21 protein-coding genes and 1 pseudogene are annotated in these 18,816 nt (G+C 67.2%); 12 read left to right on the forward strand and 10 right to left on the reverse strand.

Annotation, left to right across the window (positions count from 1 at the left end; genetic code table 11):
- Positions 1-874, reverse strand: an 874-nt coding sequence (locus ACYVII_RS17545) for a DUF222 domain-containing protein (RefSeq protein WP_460537518.1), incomplete at its 3' end; no start/stop codon positions are given.
- A gap of 4 nt (positions 875-878) precedes the next feature.
- On the opposite strand from ACYVII_RS17545, the gene ACYVII_RS17550 reads away from it, so the two are divergent.
- Positions 879-1,259: a hypothetical protein gene (locus ACYVII_RS17550; RefSeq protein ID WP_460537520.1), complete on the forward strand. Its 381-nt coding sequence runs from the start codon at positions 879-881 to the stop codon at positions 1,257-1,259.
- Positions 1,260-1,467: 208 nt separating this feature from the next.
- On the opposite strand, the gene ACYVII_RS17555 is transcribed toward ACYVII_RS17550, so the two are convergent.
- The 3 genes from ACYVII_RS17555 to ACYVII_RS17565 are packed head-to-tail and all read right to left on the reverse strand — an operon-like array spanning position 1,468 to position 3,142.
- Positions 1,468-2,031: a hypothetical protein gene (locus ACYVII_RS17555; RefSeq protein ID WP_460537522.1), complete on the reverse strand. Its 564-nt coding sequence runs from the start codon at positions 2,029-2,031 to the stop codon at positions 1,468-1,470.
- A gap of 2 nt (positions 2,032-2,033) precedes the next feature.
- Complete coding sequence (locus ACYVII_RS17560; RefSeq protein ID WP_460537524.1) at positions 2,034-2,447, reverse strand: DUF4383 domain-containing protein; 414 nt, start codon at positions 2,445-2,447, stop codon at positions 2,034-2,036.
- A 38-nt stretch (positions 2,448-2,485) separates the two neighbouring features.
- Complete coding sequence (locus ACYVII_RS17565; RefSeq protein WP_460537526.1) at positions 2,486-3,142, reverse strand: fasciclin domain-containing protein; 657 nt, start codon at positions 3,140-3,142, stop codon at positions 2,486-2,488.
- Between the two features lie 192 nt (positions 3,143-3,334).
- Between ACYVII_RS17565 and ACYVII_RS17570 the strand changes: the two genes are divergently transcribed.
- Positions 3,335-5,041 carry a cytochrome c biogenesis protein DipZ gene (locus ACYVII_RS17570; protein WP_460537528.1) on the forward strand — a complete coding sequence of 569 codons (1,707 nt, stop codon included), beginning with the start codon at positions 3,335-3,337 and terminating at the stop codon, positions 5,039-5,041.
- 44 nt (positions 5,042-5,085) lie between these two features.
- Here ACYVII_RS17570 and ACYVII_RS17575 read toward each other — a convergent pair whose 3' ends face one another.
- The 3 genes from ACYVII_RS17575 to ACYVII_RS17585 all read right to left on the reverse strand — a co-directional run bounded on the left by ACYVII_RS17575 (position 5,086) and on the right by ACYVII_RS17585 (position 7,272).
- Positions 5,086-5,931 carry an anti-sigma factor gene (locus ACYVII_RS17575; protein WP_460537530.1) on the reverse strand — a complete coding sequence of 282 codons (846 nt, stop codon included), beginning with the start codon at positions 5,929-5,931 and terminating at the stop codon, positions 5,086-5,088.
- Positions 5,928-6,521, reverse strand: coding sequence for a sigma-70 family RNA polymerase sigma factor (gene sigK, locus ACYVII_RS17580; RefSeq protein WP_460537532.1), 594 nt, complete (start codon positions 6,519-6,521; stop codon positions 5,928-5,930). The genes ACYVII_RS17575 and sigK overlap by 4 nt, the downstream gene beginning before the upstream one ends.
- Before the next feature lie 106 nt (positions 6,522-6,627).
- Complete coding sequence (locus tag ACYVII_RS17585) at positions 6,628-7,272, reverse strand: ABC transporter permease (RefSeq protein WP_460537534.1); 645 nt, start codon at positions 7,270-7,272, stop codon at positions 6,628-6,630.
- Between the two features lie 113 nt (positions 7,273-7,385).
- On the opposite strand from ACYVII_RS17585, the gene ACYVII_RS17590 reads away from it, so the two are divergent.
- Positions 7,386-7,595, forward strand: coding sequence for a hypothetical protein (locus tag ACYVII_RS17590; RefSeq protein WP_460537536.1), 210 nt, complete (start codon positions 7,386-7,388; stop codon positions 7,593-7,595).
- Here the strand turns inward: ACYVII_RS17590 and ACYVII_RS17595 are convergent.
- Positions 7,583-7,861 (reverse strand): annotated as a pseudogene (locus ACYVII_RS17595) (FtsX-like permease family protein); the annotation flags it as partial. The gene ACYVII_RS17590 and the pseudogene ACYVII_RS17595 overlap by 13 nt on opposite strands.
- Between ACYVII_RS17595 and ACYVII_RS17600 the strand changes: the two are divergent.
- On the forward strand, positions 7,833-8,003 hold the full coding sequence (locus ACYVII_RS17600) for a hypothetical protein (RefSeq protein ID WP_460537538.1): 171 nt from the start codon (positions 7,833-7,835) through the stop codon (positions 8,001-8,003). The pseudogene ACYVII_RS17595 and the gene ACYVII_RS17600 overlap by 29 nt on opposite strands.
- Before the next feature lie 80 nt (positions 8,004-8,083).
- Here the strand turns inward: ACYVII_RS17600 and ACYVII_RS17605 are convergent, their stop codons facing one another.
- On the reverse strand, positions 8,084-8,290 hold the full coding sequence (locus tag ACYVII_RS17605; RefSeq protein WP_460537540.1) for a hypothetical protein: 207 nt from the start codon (positions 8,288-8,290) through the stop codon (positions 8,084-8,086).
- A gap of 185 nt (positions 8,291-8,475) precedes the next feature.
- Here ACYVII_RS17605 and ACYVII_RS17610 point away from each other — a divergent pair, with 185 nt between their 5' ends.
- A complete protein-coding gene (locus ACYVII_RS17610; RefSeq protein WP_460537542.1) occupies positions 8,476-9,492 on the forward strand; it encodes an SDR family oxidoreductase in 1,017 nt (338 codons plus the stop codon).
- Positions 9,489-9,818, forward strand: coding sequence for a hypothetical protein (locus ACYVII_RS17615; RefSeq protein WP_460537544.1), 330 nt, complete (start codon positions 9,489-9,491; stop codon positions 9,816-9,818). The genes ACYVII_RS17610 and ACYVII_RS17615 overlap by 4 nt, the downstream gene beginning before the upstream one ends.
- 35 nt (positions 9,819-9,853) lie before the next feature.
- On the opposite strand, the gene ACYVII_RS17620 is transcribed toward ACYVII_RS17615, so the two are convergent.
- The gene (locus ACYVII_RS17620) at positions 9,854-11,764 is read right to left on the reverse strand and encodes a glycoside hydrolase family 15 protein (RefSeq protein ID WP_460537546.1); all 1,911 of its coding nucleotides are present in this window, start codon (positions 11,762-11,764) and stop codon (positions 9,854-9,856) included.
- A gap of 405 nt (positions 11,765-12,169) precedes the next feature.
- On the opposite strand from ACYVII_RS17620, the gene ACYVII_RS17625 reads away from it, so the two are divergent.
- The 6 genes from ACYVII_RS17625 to ACYVII_RS17650 all read left to right on the forward strand — a co-directional run bounded on the left by ACYVII_RS17625 (position 12,170) and on the right by ACYVII_RS17650 (position 18,812).
- Positions 12,170-13,072, forward strand: a complete 903-nt coding sequence (locus tag ACYVII_RS17625; protein ID WP_460537616.1) for a carbohydrate ABC transporter permease — start codon at positions 12,170-12,172, stop codon at positions 13,070-13,072.
- A complete protein-coding gene (locus ACYVII_RS17630) occupies positions 13,072-14,016 on the forward strand; it encodes a carbohydrate ABC transporter permease (protein WP_460537548.1) in 945 nt (314 codons plus the stop codon). Before ACYVII_RS17625 ends, ACYVII_RS17630 begins: the two co-directional genes overlap by 1 nt.
- 66 nt (positions 14,017-14,082) lie before the next feature.
- Positions 14,083-15,456 (forward strand): ABC transporter substrate-binding protein, encoded by a 1,374-nt coding sequence (locus ACYVII_RS17635; RefSeq protein ID WP_460537550.1) that lies wholly within the window; start codon positions 14,083-14,085, stop codon positions 15,454-15,456.
- A 133-nt stretch (positions 15,457-15,589) separates the two neighbouring features.
- Positions 15,590-16,633, forward strand: coding sequence for a LacI family DNA-binding transcriptional regulator (locus ACYVII_RS17640; protein ID WP_460537552.1), 1,044 nt, complete (start codon positions 15,590-15,592; stop codon positions 16,631-16,633).
- A gap of 58 nt (positions 16,634-16,691) precedes the next feature.
- Positions 16,692-18,233, forward strand: a complete 1,542-nt coding sequence (locus tag ACYVII_RS17645) for an FAD-dependent oxidoreductase (RefSeq protein WP_460537554.1) — start codon at positions 16,692-16,694, stop codon at positions 18,231-18,233.
- A gap of 15 nt (positions 18,234-18,248) precedes the next feature.
- The gene (locus ACYVII_RS17650; protein ID WP_460537556.1) at positions 18,249-18,812 is read left to right on the forward strand and encodes a hypothetical protein; all 564 of its coding nucleotides are present in this window, start codon (positions 18,249-18,251) and stop codon (positions 18,810-18,812) included.
- Positions 18,813-18,816 lie beyond the last annotated feature (4 nt).

The raw sequence follows: 18,816 nt of genomic DNA on the forward strand, positions 1-18,816 counted from the left end.
CCGCACTACGGGCGGCGGCATCGATCAACGACGCGAACGCGTCATGCCGTTTCTGCGGCGACGACCGGTCATCCAAATCACCGTCCGCGGCCTGGTCGCCGTTCAGGAAGGCGGGTTTCGATTTCGGGGACACCACCGCGGCGATGGCTTGTTCCAGTTTCCCGGAGATCTCCGGCATCAACTCCATCCGATACCTGACAAGACCACCCCTGGTGCCCAACCGGGTCAGCGCACGGTGCCGCATCGCCTCCTCCGCATCCCCCTCCACCCCGTCCGGATCCAACGCGACCCGCCACACGGTGGCCTGCACCCGGGTCTGATCCGCCGTGAACCCGCCCTCCACGGCGGAAGCGACCAGGTCGCGCTCGGCGGCGGCCCAGTCTTCCGGATCGGCACGGTGCTCAATGCTGCTGAGAGTGTTGACGATGACCCGGGCGGCATCCTCACCCAGGTCCCCGGTAGCGACCGCTTGTGCGACGGTGGGGAACTTCGGCGGCAACAGGCCACCGGTGAGCGACCCACGCACACTGACGGCTTGCCCCAACCCAGCACGCCGGGCAGCGGTGGCTTCCGACACCCCGGTGAGTCGGGCGGTCAACTCCGCCGGGGTGCGGCACCCATTGCGGGCGGAGAGCCGGTCGGCGCCGAGTCCTTTCGGGGAGCGTTCCAGGATCTCCCCGGCACAGTGCGCACGCAACGCGTCCACCTTCCGACCGAGCGCTTCCACCGCACGGGTCGCCGCGAGCAGAGTCTCGCCCTCGAGGCCGTGCACATCCCGCGCCGGCAGCACGTCATCCAGTGCCGCGGCCAGCGCGTCGAACGCATCCGACAGTGCCGCCGTGGTGGCGGCGACCGGTGCGTTCGGGGTGTTCATACCGATGAGTCAACCAGCACCCACCGACATTCCGAACCCGCTCCTGACCGGGACATTCACCTGTGAACAACCGTGCAGAACGGACACCTGTGGACGGAAAGACGTGACGGGTCAGCGGGTGATCGGCGGGGCTTCGACGGGCGGTCTACGGTCGCCGCCCAACGGCGGCAGAACCGCGCAGTCCCTGCTCAACCTGCGACAACAGCGGACCGCGATCGCGACCACCAGCGGCGACCTCGACCACGCAGCAAGCCTCGTGGCCCGGAATCTGCACCCCGCCCAGGTGGTCATTCGCAATCTTGCCTTCACTCAACCGCTCGCCCAGAGCCTCTACCGGGAAACGAACCCGGATGGCAGCCGGCGTTGGGCAGGCATCCGCTGGTGATCAATCGGGGCGCCTCAGTGGCCGGTGTTCGCAATCTGGGTCCCGCCCGGCGAAGATCATCCGCACTGGCTTCTGAACTTCGAAGAACTCAGCGTCTCGCATCCCGCCGTTCAGCGGGCGGCGGCCATCATCGTCCGCGGGTTCGTCCGAGCGGATGCCGACAGCCCCGGCGCGGGCTCTTGAACCCGGCGATCGGGCGGCTCCAGCGTCACATCTGCATGTGCATGCTCGCGTGACGGCCGGCATCCGTGGCGCCGAGTGCGGGCACGGTGACACCCGCCACGAGTGCGGCGCCGAGGAGGACGCCCGAGAGCGCCCGCATCGCCGTGGCGCCCGGGGGTGCAGCACGACCTTGTCCGGTGTACGGCTGCTCCGGCGCTGATGTCTCGCAGCGACGTGGGCCGAGCCGGATCGCTCGTGCGCAGGCGAAGGCCATGACGAGAACAAGGCAGGACGCCAGCGCGAGGGGAACAGGCGCGGTCGCGCTCGATGCGGCAGGCATGGGCATGGCCATGCCGTCGTGGTGCATCGCAACGGATGCCAGTGCCCACGTGCCCGTCATCGCGATCGGAAGCAGGGCGACCGCGAGCGCGAGACGCGGCATCGGCACCGTCAGCGTGGCCAGCGCCGTGATCGCCCACGCCAGTTCAGCGAGGCCGATCGCGATCAGAGCCACGGCCATCCATACAACCGACGACGACGCCACGGCGAGGTGCACGAGGCCGGCGCCGAGAGCGCTCAGCGCCGGCCAGGTGCGTGTGATCACCGGCACGATCAAGCGGTGGCCGGGTGACGGCCGGTCGCCTTGTCGGTGCTCAGCCCGACACCCAGGAGCACGATCGCACTCGCGAGGTGGAGGAAGTGGTCAGGCGTGTTCAACGCGAGCACATTCGCCGGGGTGTTCGCGATGAAGAACCCGACGATGCCCAGCAGCAGATACGCCGCGCCGATGACGATGTTCACCGCCTTCGCCGCGGGAACGGATGCCAGACCTGCGATCAGCAGCGCCGCGCCGATCAGCAGGTGAGCCACGTTGTGCAGCGGATTCACCTCGAAGATGCCCAGCAGCAGTCCGCCCTGGGTCGAGACGAACCCGACGCCGGAGGTGACGAAGAAGCCGAGCAGGCCGACGAGCAGATACACGGCGCCGAAGATCGTGGCGAGGAGGCGGTTCGGGGAGGACTTCATGATGGGTCCCTTTCTCGTATCCGTATCGGACGTCTCGATCACTGAGCCGGCGGCATCAGCACGGAGTCGATGAGGTACACGGTCGCGTTGGCGGTGTGCACGCCTCCGCAGATCACGTTCGCGTCGTTGACCTTCATGTTGTTTCCGCTGCCGGTGACGGTGACGTCCTGACCCTCGACGGTCTTGTGGGTTCCGTCGATCGCGTCAGGAGCGAGCTGTCCGGAGATGACGTGGTAGGTGAGAACCGTCTTGAGCGTGCTCGCTCCGGCCGCGGTGCCGAGCGCCGACACGGTGGATGCCGGAAGCTTGGCGAAGGCGGAGTCGACGGGTGCGAAGACGGTGAACTGGCCGCCGTCGAGCGTGTCGACGAGGTTGACGTCCGGGTTGAGCTTTCCGGAGACCGCCTTGACGAGCGTGGTCAGCATGGGGTTGTTCGAGGCCGCCACGGCGACCGGGTCTTGCGACATGCCCTTGATGGATCCTGCGCCGCTCGGCACCTGCTTCGCGTATGCGGAGCATCCGGGGCCGACCAGGTCGGCTGCCGGGTTGGCGCTTGCGGCGGCGCTGGGCTTCGTGGTCTTCATCGACGTGCTCTTGTCGGAACTCGTTCCTCCGCCGGTGCATCCGGCGAGGCTGAGAATCGTGGCTGCCGCGATCGCCGCTGCGGCGATGGTGGTGCGCTTCCTGGTGAGCATCGTGAGTCTCCTTCGTCTGCTGTGGTGCCTGCATGGCCGCGACTGCGGCCTCACAACTGACTTCGGAGCATCCGACGGGAACGGATTGGACCGGATTTCGCGAACAGCTCTTGTGCCGCCGGATGCAGGTCGGGCAAACCGCGGGGTCGAGCGCGCCGAATACCCCTCGACACCGACATGAAGGAGTCCCGCGTGTACGCCACACTCACCCTGATCGGTCTTCTCGGAGGACTGATCACCGGCATTTCGCCCTGCATCCTTCCGGTGCTCCCCGTGATCTTCTTCTCCGGCGGAGTGCAGTCCGCCTCGGCGCTGTCGGAGCAGCGGGTCTCGCGCTGGCGACCGTTCCTCGTGATCCTCGGGCTGATCACGAGCTTCAGCGTGTTCACCCTGCTCGGCTCGTTGCTCCTGGCTCTCCTGCACCTGCCCCAGGACGTGCTGAGGTACGCGGGCATCGTCGTGCTCGTGCTGATCGGCATCGGCCTGATCGTGCCGCGCTTCGAGGAGCTTCTCGAGAAGCCGTTCTCCTGGATCCCGCAGCGCAACGTGGGCCTGAACCGCAGCGGCTTCGTCCTCGGGATCGCACTCGGCGCGGTCTACGTGCCGTGCGCAGGTCCCGTTCTGGCGGCCATCACGGTTGCCGGGTCCACGGGACACATCGGCCCTGGCACGATCGTGCTGACCCTGTCGTTCGCGGTCGGCGCCGCGGTGCCGCTGCTCGTCTTCGCGCTCGCCGGCCGGGGCGTGGCCAACCGGGTGCGGTCGTTCCGAAAGCACCAGAAGGGCATCCGGATGACCGGCGGCATCCTGATGATCGCACTCGCAGCCGGTCTCACATTCAACCTGCCGCAATACCTGCAGACGCTCGTGCCCGACTACACGGCGGGCCTGCAGGGCGGACTCTCCGGTGACCAGGTCTCGAAGGCACTGGATCTCGGAGGCCTGGTCAACAGCCAGAACAAAGACCTCTCGAAGTGCCGCAACGACGCCACGCAGCTGGAATCGTGCGGAACGGCGCCCGACATCACCGGCATCCAGCAGTGGTTCAACACCCCCGGTGACAAGCCCCTGGCTCTGAAGAGCCTGCGCGGCAAGGTCGTCCTCATCGACTTCTGGGCGTACTCGTGCATCAACTGCCAGCGCTCGGTGCCACACGTCGTCGCGTGGAACAAGGCCTACGCGAAAGACGGTCTGCAGATCATCGGCGTGCACTCGCCGGAGTACGCCTTCGAGAAGGTCATCGGCAACGTGAAGGCCGGCGCCAGGCAGCTAGGCATCACCTATCCCGTCGCGATCGACAACGACCTCTCCACCTGGACCAACTACCGCAACCGGTACTGGCCGGCCCACTATCTGATCGATGCGAAGGGCGTCGTGCGCAACGTGCAGTTCGGCGAGGGCGACTACGCCGCGACCGAGCGGATGATCCGCACGCTGCTCGCGGATGCCCGACCCGGTGTGAAGCTTCCGCCGCCGACCGAGACGAAAGACACCACTCCCACCGCGAACCTCACCCCCGAGACCTACCTCGGCACCACGAAGCAGGTGAACTACAGCGGCCCGCAACCTTACTCGGCCAAGACGAACCAGTTCAGCCTTGCGAAAACCCAGCCGAAGAACACGTTCGGGCTCGACGGTGCCTGGACGCTCGGCACGCAGTACGCGCAGCCGACCGACGGAACCGCAGGCATCCGGCTCTCATACACCGCCTCTCGCGTGCAGCTGGTTCTCGGCGGAGAGGGCACGGTGACGGTGCGCGATGGGAAGGACACGGAGGTCATCCGTGTATCCGGCGTTCCGCGGGAGTACGTGGCCCACACCCAGGGCTCGGTGGGCACGGGCACACTCGACGCGGCGGTCGGCCCCGGTGTGAAGGTCTACTCGTTCACGTTCGGCTAGGCCGACGACGACCGGCGAAGCGCGGTCGGAGGCCGCTTGCGGCGTCAGCTCGCGATCGTGACGACGGGCTTCGTGGTCGGCTGCTTCGATCCGCCGGCGGGCTCCACGGTCAGTCCGACGACGTCACCGGCGCGCATGCTGCCGTGGAGAACATCCCACTGCCCCGACATGAGTCCCGCAGAGGTGGCGCGGCCGTCCCTGATGTACCAGAGCTGGTACGTCTTGCCGGCCGGCGCCGCCGGCACGCCGTGCACGATCATGGCGGACTTGCCCAGCGACGCAGACCAGACGAGGGTCGCCGTTCCGCCGCCCGCCACCTTCGCCAGGGACCGTTGTGCATCCGGAGCAGAAGTGATCGAGGCGAGAACGTCGGCCTGCGCGGTGCTCTGCGGGTGCTGCGCGATCGAGAAGCCCACGGCCGTTCCGCCGGCGAAGAGGACGACAGCCGCAGCGGCCGCAGCGGCCGCGACGAGCGGACGGCTGTACCAGCGACGCCGCGCCTCCCGCTCCGCTCTCGTAGGAGTGCGCACCTCTGCCGGGGCCGCGCCCGGCCCGGACTCCGGATCGGCGTGCGGGGCGGCCTGCTGAGACGGGGTGGACGCGCGTTCGTCGGTGGCCTGGCGCTCGCCTGGCTGCTCCTGCGGCGTGACCGCGATCTGCGCCATCAGACGTGCCTTGAGGTCAGCGGGCGGCTCGGCCTCAGCCGAGGCGGCGTCGAGCGCCGCAGCGACGTCGGCGAACGCGGATGCCTCCGCGCGAGCATCCGGAGAGGACTGCAGAAGGCGCTCGTAACGTTCCCGCTCGCCAGGCGACAGCGATCCGAGGGCGTGACCGGCGGCGAGAAGACGCGCGTCGTCCTGCTGCGCATCGTCGTCGTGCGTCTCGCTCATGTCGTCACCCCCAGTTCGTGTCTGAGCCGAATCATTCCATCGCGAAGCCGTGTCTTCACTGTGCCAACGGGAATGCCCAGCACCTCGGCGATCTCCGTGTGCGTCAGCCCGCCGTCGTAGGCGAGCGCGATCGCCTGGCGCTGGGCATCCGGAAGCCGCTCCAGGGCGACAGCCACGCGCTCGCTCTCCACCGCGACCTCGGCCGCATCGGCGACATCGTCTTCCACGCGGTACTCGCGGATGCCCACCCGCAGGTCGCGATCGTGCGCGGCCTGCGCGGAGCGGATCCGGTCGATGGCCCGTCGCTTCGCCAGTGTCATGATCCAACCGATCGCTCGTCCCCTATTCGGATCGAAGACGTAAGCGGATTGCCAGATCTCGAGAAAGACCTCCTGCGTCACCTCTTCGGCTTGCGACCGGTCGATCACCAAGCGCAGCACCGCGCCGAAGACCCTGGAGGCGACAGCGTCGTACAACGCGCCGAAGGCCGGCTGGTCGCCCGCCGCGACCCGCACCAGAAGACCGTCGGCATCCTGCGACGGGTCGACGGCGGCACCTGTCGTCACCTCGGTCGGCTCAGGATGCACCACTACAGCATTCCAGCAAGTGCGGCCCGGTCGAGACAAAACAGCGCTCCCGGCTGCACCGGCGGGCAGCGCTGCCGCCCAGTTGCCGCAGTCTTGATTCGGAGTCCCTCTACTCCACCGCCATGGCCGCGACGGGTGAGATGTGTACGGCTCGGCGTGCGGCGGTCGCTGCGGCGACGGTGGACAGCACGACGGCGGCCGCCGCGACGATCACGACGATGTCCCACGGAACATCCGGCGGCATGAGCCGGTGCACGGCGCTGCCCATCAGCGCTTGAGCCGCGACCCACCCGTAGAGGCAGCCCAGGATGAACCCGAAGACAAGGGCAGTCACCGTGACGTGCGCACTCTCGACGGCGATCATGGACCGCAGCTGCAACCGGCTGAGGCCCAGAGCGCGGAGCAACCCCAGCTCTCGTGTTCGCTGCAGCACGCCCATCAGCATGGTGTTGACAAGGCCCACACCGGCAATCAACGCGGAGAACCCGATGATCGCGGTCAGGGCCCAGAGTGCGGTGGTGACCGATTGGTTCAGGATGGCCCGCTCGCCGGGAGACGCAGCCAGCTTCGCGGCGGCGGCGTCGTGAAAGCCGGTCAGTGCGACGGCGAAGGTGGTCACGAGAGTCACGCCGATCACCAGTGCGATGCCGGTGCGAGCACTTCGTTCCGGGTAGCGGCTGACCCCACCAACCGCTATGCGGCCGACCGCCCCGCGGCTCCACGCCTGTCCGGTCAGACCGAGCAGCGGCGGCATGATGCGCGCAGCACCAAGCACCAAGCACGATGCCCGTGAACGAGAGCACACCACCGAAGAACGCCGGCAGTAGGCCGACCGGGAGGATCAGACCGACCATGACGCCGAGGGCAATGAGCACCGCTCCCGATGCGATCAGGACGATGCAGGCGGTGAAGCGCACAGATGAGCGCCCGCCCCGGGCATCCTGGGTCGCTGCAACGGCAGTGGCCTCGAGCGGGCTGACCGTGGTCACGGCACGACAGCCGACCCACGCGGCCCACCAGGTGGTGAGCACCACCACGCACCCGGGAACGACGAGGTACGGCGACAGCAATGCGTAAGCGGTGCTGGGCAACCAGTGGGCACTGATGCCGGCAGCGACAACGATCACGGCAGAGGCGATGCCGGTCGCCACCCCGATGGCGGCACCTGATGCTCCGGCCCACAGTCCCTCGATCGCGACGGCGCGACGCAGCACCCGGCCCTCCGCGCCGACGAGGCGCAAGAGCGCGATCGAGCGGCGGCGACCGGCGATCACCGTGCCGAATGCGTTCGTCGTGACCACGCATCCGACGTAGATGGCCACCAGCAAGAACACCGCCGCCACGACAGACAGGCCGATCCCGATCTTGACCGACGCGGCCGACGCCCCCGTCGCAGAGACCACCCCTTCGATCACCGCCACCGCCTCGACCAGAACGGTGCCGAAGAAGGCCGTCATTCCGGCCACGACCAGCGTCGAAGCGTGATCGCGACGCCGACCGGTGCGAAGTGCTGTGGGTCTGCGCGCCACTTCCGGCGAGCTCAAAGTCGACTGCATATCGGCAGGCTACGAGGCAGCATGGCCGCGCACATCCGCCGACGGGAAGCGTCCGATACATCCGAAGGATGACGGCGTTGGCAAGTCCAGATAGAGGTAGGCGATCACCTTGTGATCGGTTGCGGTCAGCCAGGAGACGAGGATGTTCCCCTTGTGGCGCATCGATCTCGTCCCACCGAGGGTGCGTTCTCCCGCATCAACATCCACCACAACCACGAGGCCTCCATCGCCGACGGAGCAACGCTAAATAGTTGAGAGAGCGGCCCGAAGGGGCTGACAGGAGGCATCCTCGGGAGTTACTCTCCGGGGCGCCGGTATTGCGATCCTCCGGGGTTGTTGCGATCCACCGCGGTCGACGTCAACCCGTATGAGCGGATGCCCGACAGGAGTAGACGAGATCCATGACCTCTTCTTCTCGCATCGTCGTCGTCACCGGGGCCAGCGGCGGAATCGGACGCGCATCCGCCATCGAGTTCGGCCGCCACGGTGACACCGTCGCGCTCCTTGCCCGCGGCGAAGCCGGGCTCGCCGGCGCCGCGCGGGAGGTCGAATCAGCAGGCGGCCGGGCCATCACCATCGACGTCGACGTCTCCGATTCCGACGCCGTGCACGCGGCAGCCGACCAGGTCGAACGCGAGCTCGGACCGATCGACGTGTGGGTCAACGACGCGTTCACCTCCGTCTTCGCTCCGTTCCACGAGATAGCACCGGATGAGTACAAGCGCGTCACCGAGGTCGCCTACCTCGGCTTCGTGTACGGAACGATGGCCGCGCTGAAGTACATGCGACAACGCGACAGGGGAACCATCGTGCAGGTGGGCTCCGCGCTCGCCTACCGCGGCATCCCGCTGCAGAGCGCGTACTGCGGTGCGAAGCACGCCATCCAGGGCTTCAACGAGTCGCTGCGCTGCGAGCTGCTGCACGAGCACAGCGGCATCCACAACACGATGGTGCAGATGCCGGCGGTGAACACGCCGCAGTTCTCGTGGGTGCTTTCTCGACTCCCGAACCATGCCCAGCCGGTGCCGCCGATCTACCAGCCCGAAGTCGCCGGGCGAGCCGTCGTGTTCGCCGCGGAGCATCCGCAGCGACGCGAGTACTGGGTCGGCGGCAGCACGGCGATCACTCTGATCGGGAACAAGTTCGCCGCAGGGCTGGGCGACCGTTACCTCGCCAAGACCGGATACAAGTCGCAGCAGACACCACAGCCGCGAGATCCGGACCAGCCGGTGAACCTGTGGGAGCCGGCCGACTCCGAGAAGGACTTCGGCACCCACGGCATCTTCGACAGCCGCTCGTCGTCCAGCAGCGTGCAGTTGTGGGCGTCCCAGCACCACGGCACCGTCGGAACTCTCGCTGCGCTCGCACTGACCGCGGTGGCGGCCGGTGCCGCCCTGGTGCGCAAGGCCGCGCAATGAAGCTCGAGGCGGTGCGCGCTGCGCTCGGCAGCGCCGAACTGGTGGCGCCCTCCCTGGTCGCGCGATTGCTGCTCTGGCGAAAGCCCGCCGGCAGCGAAGTCGCCGTCGCCCGCGTGCTCGGTGTGCGGCACCTGGTGCAGGCCGGCGCCACGTACAAAGCGGGGTCGGGCATCCATGTGTTCGGTGCCGACGTGGACCTCCTGCACTGCGCCAGCATGCTGCTGCTCGCCGTCGTCGCCCCCGAACACCGGCGTGCGGCACTCACCACGGCCGCGATCGCCTTCCTCTTCGCTGTGTGCGAGTACCGCTTCGAGACGCGAGACTGAGCACCGGCCTGGATGCTCGACCCGGGCGGTCGGGCTCACTTCGACTTGCGTTCGACCTTCGACCCGGAGGCGCTCTTGCCCTTCTTCACGGCCTTGTGCTGAGAGGTGGACTTCGACTTCGATGACGACGCGGACTTCGACTTGCCCACGCGCTGCGGCGAGGGTGCGGAGGGCTCGCTCGCCTTCGCGATCGCCTCGGCGGCACGTACGAGAGTCAGGTGCGTGAGTGCCTGCGGCGTGTTGCCGACCTGACGGTGCACGACAGGGTCGTATTCCTCGCTGAGCAGGCCGAGGTCGTTCGCGTAGCCGAGCAGCCTGCTCATCAGCTCGTGGGCATCCGCGAGCCGGCCCGACCTCGCGTACTGCTCCACGAGCCAGAACGAGCAGGCCAGAAACGGATGCTCGCCCGGCGGCAGACCGTCGACGCTCTTCCGCGTGCGGTAACGCAGCGGCAAACCCTCGTGCATGAGCTCCTTCTCGATGGCCGCGACGGTCCCGAGCATCTTCGGATCGTCGGGCTCGCAATAGCCGACCTGGGGCAGCTGCAGCAGGGAGGAGTCCACCTCGCTCGTGCCGAAGAACTGGGTGTACGACTTCTTCTTCGCGTCGTATCCCTTGGTCTCGATGTCATGGCGCGTCTGGTCGCGCAGCTCCTCCCAGTGCTCGACGGGCCCGTCCAGGCCGAAGTCGCGCACGCCGCGCACCGCGCATTCGAAGGCGGCCCAGATCATCGCGCGGGACTGCGTGAAATAGCGCGGTCTTCCGCGGATCTCCCAGATGCCCTTGTCTGGCCGGTCGCCGTGCTTCTCCAGAAAGGTCACGAGCGACTTCTGCAGCTCCCACGAGAAGGGCGTCTCCTTGATGCCCGCCTGCCTCGCCTCCTGCAAGGCGAGCATGACCTGCCCGACCACACCGGCCTGGAACTGCTTGTAGGCGGCGTTCCCCACGCGCACCGGGGATGAGCCCAGGTATCCGGGCAGGCTGGTCAGCTCACGCTCGGCGAGATAGCGCTCGCCCTTCAGCCCGTACATGATCTGCACGTCGGCCGGGTCCCCCGCGATGGCGCGAAGGAGCCAGTCGCGCCAGTGGACCACCGCCCCCGTGTAACCGTGCCGGATCAGAACCGAGATCGTCATGGATGCGTCGCGCAGCCATACGAAGCGGTAGTCCCAGTTGCGCTCGCCGCCGAACTCCTCCGGCAGGCTCGTGGTGGGCGCCGCGACGATTCCACCCGTTTCGGTGAAGGTCAGCGCCCGCAGCGTGATCAGGGAGCGCACGACCGCCTCCCGGTACGGACCCTCGTAGTCGCAGCGCTCCGCCCATTCGGTCCACCAGGTCTTGGTCCCCTTGAGCAGGGCGTCCACCTTCGGCGGTTCGGGAGGCGAGGTGTGCGACGCGAACCACGACAGGCTCAGGTCGACCTCATCGCCCTCGCTGACCGTGAAGTCGGCGACATGGGAATTCCCGTCGGCTTCGAGCGCAGGACCGCGGACGATCGCGGAGTCGCCGCCGGCGACGGCCAGCAGCACCTTCCCTGAGCCCTCCTTCTCCAGCCGAACCCAGGGCAGGGCGTCCGCGTACCCGAACCGGATTCGGATGGCCACATGCATCCCAACCGTGCCGGAGATGCCGCGAACGCGACGGATGACCGTGGCCCTGTCGTCCGCGGCCGGCATGAAGTCGGTGACCTCCACTTCGCCCTCGCTGGTCAGCCATCGCGTGACCAGGATCATGGTCTCGCCGTCGTAGTGCCTTGCCGAAGTCGCGCCGGGGTCGGTCGGCGCGAGCAGCCAGCGGCCGTGTTCCTCCGTGCCGAGCAGGGCGCCGAACATCGACGGCGAGTCGTAGTGCGGCAGGCACAACCAGTCGATGCTTCCGTCGCGGCCGACGAGCGCCGCAGAGTAGCAGTCGCCGATCAGCCCGTAGTCCTCGATCCCCAACGCCATGCATCCAGGAATACGCGCCGGATCGGATGCTCGGCAAGGCGGTTGACACGCCGCTCACGAAGGCTGAGACGAAGTGCTTCGGTGCCCGGCCTCGTGGTCGCGGGTATCGGTCTGGCAACGATTCCAGTAGCGTTCCCCCGCACACGGCTCACGGCCGCTGGATCAGGCGACCATGCACCTCGAGCGGGTGACTTTCAAGGGATTGACACGGTGTTGCCAAACCCGCCATCCTCGCCCTATATTCATTTTGTGGTAACGATGCCACATCACACAGCTGGAGGTACCCCTCATGTGCAGCGCTCCGCCCGCAAGGACAGCACCATGAGCTTCAGAACTGCCACGGCGACCGAGATGATCACGACCGCGGAGGCCGATGGCGGTCGTCGTCGTCGTCGATGGTTCCGTATGAAGGAGCACTACAACAGGCGCGAAGCGATCGCCGGCTATCTCTTCATCTCGCCCTGGATCGTCGGGTTCCTGATCTTCACCGCGTTCTCGATGATCTACAGCCTGTACATCTCGTTCAGCCATTACAGCCTCGCCACGAACGAGGCTCGCCCGGTCGGCGGTGCCAACTACGCGGAGCTCATCCAAGACCCGAAGGTGGCCCTCTCGCTCGCGAACACGCTCTACTACGCCGTGCTCGCCGTGCCCTCCGAGATCATCGTCGCGCTTCTGCTCGCGATGCTCCTCGACAAGATGACCCGCGCCAAAGGGTTCCTGCGAACCGTCTACTACCTGCCGAAGATGACGCCGACCGTCGCCACGGCGACGGTCTTCTTCCTGCTGCTCAACGGCAACACCGGTGCGGTCAACAAGTTCCTCGCACTGTTCGGCATCCAAGGTCCGCAATGGCTCGTCGATCCGGCATGGATCAAACCGAGCATCGTCATCATGACGCTCTGGGGCGTCGGCGGCACGATGGTGATCTTCCTCGCCGCGCTGAAGAGCGTTCCGACCGAGCTCTACGAGGTCGCCTCGATCGACGGCGCTGGAGCGTTCCGCAAGTTCTTCACGATCACGATCCCGATGATCTCCGGCGCGCTGTTCTTCAACGTCATCGTGCTCTCGATCGCCGCTTTCCAGGTGTTCGACCAGGCGTACGTCCTGTTCTGGAACAACCAGGCGCAGAGCTCTTCCGATTCGGCGCTCTTCTATGCGATCTACATCTTCCAGCAGGCGTTCCAGCAGTTCAATTTCGGGTTCGCCGCCGCCATGGCCTGGCTGATGTTCGTGATCATCCTGATCATCACGGTCATCCAGGTGAAGGTCGGAAACCGATTCGTCTACTACGAGGGAGACCGCTGATGTCGATACAGCAGCAGACACCGGGCATCCCCCCCGCCATCCCCGAGCAGGCGGTCGTCATCCGTCAGCCGCGCAAGCGCCGCCCGGCGTGGATGCGCACGCCGCAGACCTTCATCGGCCGCCTCATCCTGGTGCTGGTCGCGATCGCGCTCGTGCTGCTCTTCCTGTACCCGTTCGCGTGGCTCATCTCCGCCAGCTTCAAGCCGCGGGGCGAGGTTTTCGACAACAACCTCATCCCGAACGTGTGGCAGCCGCAGAACTACGTTCAGGTGTGGGATCAGCTGCCGCTTCTGAACTGGATCTTCAACAGCCTCGCGATCGCGATCCTGGCGGCCGTGACAGTCGCGGTGTCGAGCTCGATCGTCGCGTTCGGCTTCGCCTACTTCAAGTTCCCGGGCCGCGGGATGCTCTTCGGGCTCGTGCTGGCCACGATGATGCTGCCGGGCGCGGTGACGATGATCCCGATCTACCTCATCTGGAAAGATGTCGGACTGCTCGGCACCTGGGCGCCGCTGTGGGGGGCCAACCTCTTCGGCTCGGCGTTCTACATCTTCTTGCAACGCCAGTTCTTCTTAGGACTGCCGCGGGAATTGTTCGAAGCCGCGCGCTTGGACGGCGCGAGCTACTGGGGCATGTTCTGGCGCATCGCGATGCCGCTGTCGATCCCGTCGTTCATCATCATCCTGCTGTTCGAGTTCCAGGCGAGCTGGAACAACTTCCAGGGCGCCCTGATCTACCTGAACGCCGGCTCCCCGTCGGGTTACACGGCGCCACTCGGCATCTCGTATGCCATGGCCCAGTTCAATCCGGCGTCGGGAGGGCACGGGGACTACCAGTACGTCATGGTGGCGTCGCTGCTGGTGACGCTGCCGATGCTCATCCTGTTCGCGTTCGGCCAGCGCTTCTTCATCGAGGGCATCGCCACGACGGGTCGCAAGGGCTGACGGTTCACACATCCCTCCCGCAGTGGAGGAGAAAAGGCCGGGCTGCCGGTTACGGAAAGGAATGAAATGCGCAAGAAACTCATCGGGCTCCTTGCCCTGGGGACGGTCGCTGTGCTGTCCCTCTCCGCCTGTTCCAGCGGCGGCGGCAACAACAACAAGTCCGGTTCGAACATCGACTACAGCGCCAAGCCGAGCGGAACGCTGAACTCCTGGTCGTTCAACAACGCCGACGATGTCGGCAAGGCCCGCCTCGCGTACGCGGCGGCACACCTTAAGGGCGTGACGATCAAGATCGACGGCACGCCGTTCGACGCCCAGAAGTTCACGACCAGGCTCGCGAGCGGGAACGTGCCCGATATCGTGCAGCTCGATCGCACGGCGGTCACGCAGTACGCCGCCCAGGGGCTCCTGGAGCCGCTGGACAAGTGCTTCTCGGCGCGCAAGATCAACCCGGACAAGCGCTGGTACCCGTACGTCGTCGACGATGTCAGGTACAAGGGGCAGATCTGGGCGACGCCGCAGTTCTACCAGCCACCGGCCATCCTGCTCAACGAGAAGGTCATGAAGGCCGCCGGTGTCACCGACGCCGACATCAACACGTCGAAGCCGGACGAGCTCGTCACTGCCATCTCGAAGATGTACAAGGCGTCCGGCGGCAACCCGACGACGCTCGGGCTCGACCCGAACGTTCCGGGCAACATCGGCCTGTGGATCCTCGGAACCGGCGGTCAGCTCAACGACTCCAAAGGCAAGCCGACCCTCGACGATCCCAAGAACGTCGCCGGTCTCGACCTGCTGAAGAAGATCATGGATGCCCAGGGCGGGTACGCGAAGGTGGAGAGCTTCACCGGATCGTTCAACTCGTTCGGCGACAACAACCAGTTCGTCGAGAACCAGGTCGGTGCGCAGGTGGACGCCCAGTGGTACCCGAACGTGATCGCCCCGTACCTCGACAAGATCGACGTGCGAGCGGTGCCGTTCATGGCATCCAACGGCAAGCCCTTCTCCGTGGCGAGCGGAACGGCCTTCGCTATTCCCAAGGGTGCGAAGAACCCTGTGGCCGCGTGCGCGTGGATGGATGAGATCACGAACTACGACTCGTGGATCGCAGCCGAGAAGGCTCGCGTGGCGACCCTGGCGAAGAACCACGGCATCAACACCGGCCTCTTCACCGGTTCGCCGCAGGCCGATCAGGCGATCCGCAAGCAGTACGTGAAGGCGTCGGGCAACACCGACTTCGACCAGGTCATCCAGACCTACTACAAGGTGCTCGACTACGGCAAGACGTACGGATCCAGCCCTGCCGGGCAGACGATCAACACGGAGCTGTCGAACGCGATGACCGCCGTGCTGCTCGGGCAGAAGAGCGCGTCTGCGGCACTGAAGTCAGCGCAGGCTGCGTCCCTGCGGGCGTACAACAGCGCTGTGCAGGGCGAGTAGCCGCGGCGTCATCAGGTGCGGGCGGTCCGGTGGGGATCGTCCGCACCTCGCCTTCGTTCACGTCGCGCAGATGGCCCTATTAGGGTGAGTTCGCCGGGCCGTTCGCCTCGGCGGCACTCGTGGGAAGGATGCCATGATCGAGAACGAGGCGGATGGAATCCCCCGCAGGGCGACCCTGAAAGACGTCGCGCTCGCTGCCGGCGTCTCGCAGTCCACCACCTCGCGCGCGTTGAGCGGCGAGGGCTACGTCGCCGCTGACGTGCGCGAGCGCGTGCTGGCCGCAGCGGACTCGCTCGGGTACGTTCCGCACGCCATGGCACGCAGCCTTCGCAAGAAAGACAGCCGCACCATCGGCGTTCTGGTCTCCGACCTTCGCAACTCGTTCTACGCCGACCTCGCTGCCGGTATCGCGGCGCGGGCGCGTCGCGAGGGCTACACGATGATGCTCGTCGACGATCAGGGATCGACAGAGGCCGAGATGGATGCCGCCCGCGCGTTCGTCGCCACGCGCGTCGCCGGGGTCATCGTCACCCCGCTCTCCGGCGACATCTCGGACTATCTCGTGCGCCAGCGCATCCCGGTCGTGGAGGCGGACCGCCAGTTCTCCACGGGCCGGTGCGACGCCGTCATCATCGACAACGCGGGAGCGGCCCGCCGGATGACCGACCACCTCATCGACCTGGGCCACCGGCGCATCGCGCTCTTCATCGACGAGACCACCTGGACCACGGGCGGTGAGCGCGCCGCTGGCTACCGCGCGTCGCTCGAAGGGTCGGGAGTCGATGTCGATCCCGCACTCATCGTGTCGAGCGGGTGGGATGCAGACGCCGCCCGCAAATCCGCGGTCGACATGCTCGCCCGTCGCGAGCATCCGACCGCCATCTTCGCCGCCAACAATCTGCTGGCCGAGGGCGTGTGGCGTGCGACGAACGACCTGGGCATGCGCATTCCGGAGGATGTCAGCATCGTCTCGTTCGACGACTCCGAGTGGATGAGCATGGTGAGCCCGGGCATCACCGCGGTCGCTCAGGATGCCGTGGCTCTCGGCGAGACCGCGCTGGGCCGGTTGCTCGAGCGTCTCGCGGATCCGAAGGGCGACCCCGAGGTCGTCGTGCTCGCCGCCCAGGTTCGACCGCGTGGCTCGACCGCGGCACCCCGGCTGCTCGCCGCTTCCTGACGCTCCCGTTGGTCGAATCGCACTGGAATCGATCCCACAAGAATGACAGCATGGTGGGATGCCCGAATCGATCGACGTTCTCGTCTACGGTGCGACGTCGGCCGGCGTCTGCGCCGCAGTGGCTGCCGCCGAAGCGGGAGCGAGCGTCCTGCTGGTCGAGCCCGGGAGACACGTCGGCGGGATGACGTCGGGCGGCCTCGGGTACACGGATGTCGGCGACGAGCGGGCATTGACCGGTGCGGCCGCCCGGCTGCGCGCGGACATCGCTGAGCACTACGGCGTTCCGATCGGGCGCTACGCCGGACCGGAGCCGCACGTAGCCGAGCAGATCTTCACTCGGTGGCTCGAACGCGCCGGGGTCGACGTCGTGTTCGACTCGGCCCTCCGCTCGGCCACCATGCGGCACGGACGGGACGGAGCCGAGATCGCGGAGCTCGTGTTCGAGGCAGGGCGCACCGCACTGCCCGGCGTCGTGATCGACGCGAGCTACGAGGGCGACGTGATGGCGGCATCCGGCGTGCCGTATCGCATCGGCCGTGAGGACCGCACGCTGTACGGAGAGCGCTTCGCGGGCCGCCAGGAGCTGGTGCCCGGCATGCACGCGATGCCGCCGTGGATCTCGCCGTTCTCGGACGACGAGAGTGGGCGCATCCCGTCGCGCATCCTTCCGCAACTGCACGATGCCCCCCTTGCACCCGTGGGCTCCGCCGACGGCGGTGTCATGGCGTACGGATACCGGGTGTGCCTGACGACGGCAGCCGATCGCATCCCGTTCGAGCGGCCCGACGACTACGACGAGGAGTACTGGGAGCTCGGCAGGCGCCTCTTCGCGAACGACCGACGGAACGGCGTCGAGCGGTCGGCAGGGCGCATGATCGGGCTCGAGCCCAACCTTCCGGGCGGAATGGCGGACGGCAACTCGCTCGGGCCGGTCTCGCTGAACGTGCTCGACGGGTCGGCGTGGGAGTATCCGGATGCGTCACCGCAGCGCCGCCGCCAGATCGTCGAGCACCACCTCAGCCATACCCGTGGCTTTCTGTACTTTCTCTCGCACGACCCGGCGGTGCCGGCGTCTGTGCGCCACGAGCTCTCCCGCTGGGGACTGCCGGCCGGGGAGTTCGCCGACACCGGTCACTTGCCGCACCAGCTGTACGTGCGTGAGGCGCGCAGGATGCTCGGCCAGACCGTGCTCACCGAGCACGACCTGCTCGCCGGCCGTATGCCGGACGACACGGTGACGCTCGGCTCGTACCACATCGACATCCGCGAGGTGCAGCGCATCTGGCGGTGGGTGTACGAGCATCCGGCACCGATCGGAACGGTCTTCACCGAGGGCTACCTGTCGGTTCCCGTGCCGCTGTACGGCATCCCCTACGGCGCGCTCGTTCCCCGCCGAGAGCACGCCGCCAACCTGATCGTCCCGGTCTGCGTCTCGGCCTCGGCGGTGGCATTCGCCTCGGTGCGTATGGAGCCGCAGTACATGATGCTCGGTGCGGCGGCGGGAACGGCGGCGGCGCTCGCCGTGGATGCCGGCTGCGCGGTTCAGGATGTCTCGCGCGGGCGCCTGCGCGAGCGGCTGGACATGGCGAACAACCCCTAAGGCGGATTCGGGCGAGTGTCAATCCCCCGCCTGGAAGCGCGGGATCACCGCTTCGCGATGCACTATCGGGCCATGGAGATGTTCGCCACCGACACCGGCGAGCCCGCCGGCGCGCCGGTCACGGGTGGCAGCGGCGGCGAATTCACGGTGGGCGGTGTGCTCATGATGGTGCCCCAGACCGGCGTGGCACCGGTCGTTGTGCTCGTCGAGGGCACCGCGCCGTCTTCGCTGCGCCTGGACGTCTTCTCCGACCCGCGCATGTTCGTGCGGGTGCGCAAGGGGGCGCCCGCTCACGGACTGCGTGAGCCGTACCGCGAGCTCACCGAGGAGTATCCGGCCGAGTCCGTCACCCCGGCGATGATCGTGAACCTGACGGGCTTCGTGCGAGCGCGTTTCGCGCATTCCGCGTCGGTGTTCGGCGCGGCGGATGCGGCAGTCTTCCTCCCGCGGGACGCCGGCGGTCAACCACACCGCCGGGTGCGCGTGCCCGTTCCCTCTCTCGATCGGGCGTCGTGGCACGAGTTCGAGCTGCTCGGCGACTCGAACGCGGAATGCAGGTACCGGGTGGTGGTCGCATGACTCG

It is taken from the genome of Humibacter ginsengiterrae (genome assembly GCF_054780115.1).

What these genes read in the sequence shown, in the direction of transcription:
- ACYVII_RS17550 (WP_460537520.1), top strand. Translation starts at nt 879, where the DNA reads ATGAGTCAACCAGCACCCACCGACATTCCGAACCCGCTCCTGACCGGG.
- ACYVII_RS17560 (WP_460537524.1), bottom strand. Translation starts at nt 2,447, where the DNA reads ATGAAGTCCTCCCCGAACCGCCTCCTCGCCACGATCTTCGGCGCCGTG.
- ACYVII_RS17565 (WP_460537526.1), bottom strand. Translation starts at nt 3,142, where the DNA reads ATGCTCACCAGGAAGCGCACCACCATCGCCGCAGCGGCGATCGCGGCA.
- ACYVII_RS17575 (WP_460537530.1), bottom strand. Translation starts at nt 5,931, where the DNA reads ATGAGCGAGACGCACGACGACGATGCGCAGCAGGACGACGCGCGTCTT.
- ACYVII_RS17585 (WP_460537534.1), bottom strand. Translation starts at nt 7,272, where the DNA reads ATGCCGCCGCTGCTCGGTCTGACCGGACAGGCGTGGAGCCGCGGGGCG.
- ACYVII_RS17590 (WP_460537536.1), top strand. Translation starts at nt 7,386, where the DNA reads ATGAGCACCGCTCCCGATGCGATCAGGACGATGCAGGCGGTGAAGCGC.
- ACYVII_RS17600 (WP_460537538.1), top strand. Translation starts at nt 7,833, where the DNA reads ATGGCCACCAGCAAGAACACCGCCGCCACGACAGACAGGCCGATCCCG.
- ACYVII_RS17610 (WP_460537542.1), top strand. Translation starts at nt 8,476, where the DNA reads ATGACCTCTTCTTCTCGCATCGTCGTCGTCACCGGGGCCAGCGGCGGA.
- ACYVII_RS17615 (WP_460537544.1), top strand. Translation starts at nt 9,489, where the DNA reads ATGAAGCTCGAGGCGGTGCGCGCTGCGCTCGGCAGCGCCGAACTGGTG.
- ACYVII_RS17620 (WP_460537546.1), bottom strand. Translation starts at nt 11,764, where the DNA reads ATGGCGTTGGGGATCGAGGACTACGGGCTGATCGGCGACTGCTACTCT.
- ACYVII_RS17625 (WP_460537616.1), top strand. Translation starts at nt 12,170, where the DNA reads ATGAAGGAGCACTACAACAGGCGCGAAGCGATCGCCGGCTATCTCTTC.
- ACYVII_RS17630 (WP_460537548.1), top strand. Translation starts at nt 13,072, where the DNA reads ATGTCGATACAGCAGCAGACACCGGGCATCCCCCCCGCCATCCCCGAG.
- ACYVII_RS17635 (WP_460537550.1), top strand. Translation starts at nt 14,083, where the DNA reads ATGCGCAAGAAACTCATCGGGCTCCTTGCCCTGGGGACGGTCGCTGTG.
- ACYVII_RS17640 (WP_460537552.1), top strand. Translation starts at nt 15,590, where the DNA reads ATGATCGAGAACGAGGCGGATGGAATCCCCCGCAGGGCGACCCTGAAA.
- ACYVII_RS17645 (WP_460537554.1), top strand. Translation starts at nt 16,692, where the DNA reads ATGCCCGAATCGATCGACGTTCTCGTCTACGGTGCGACGTCGGCCGGC.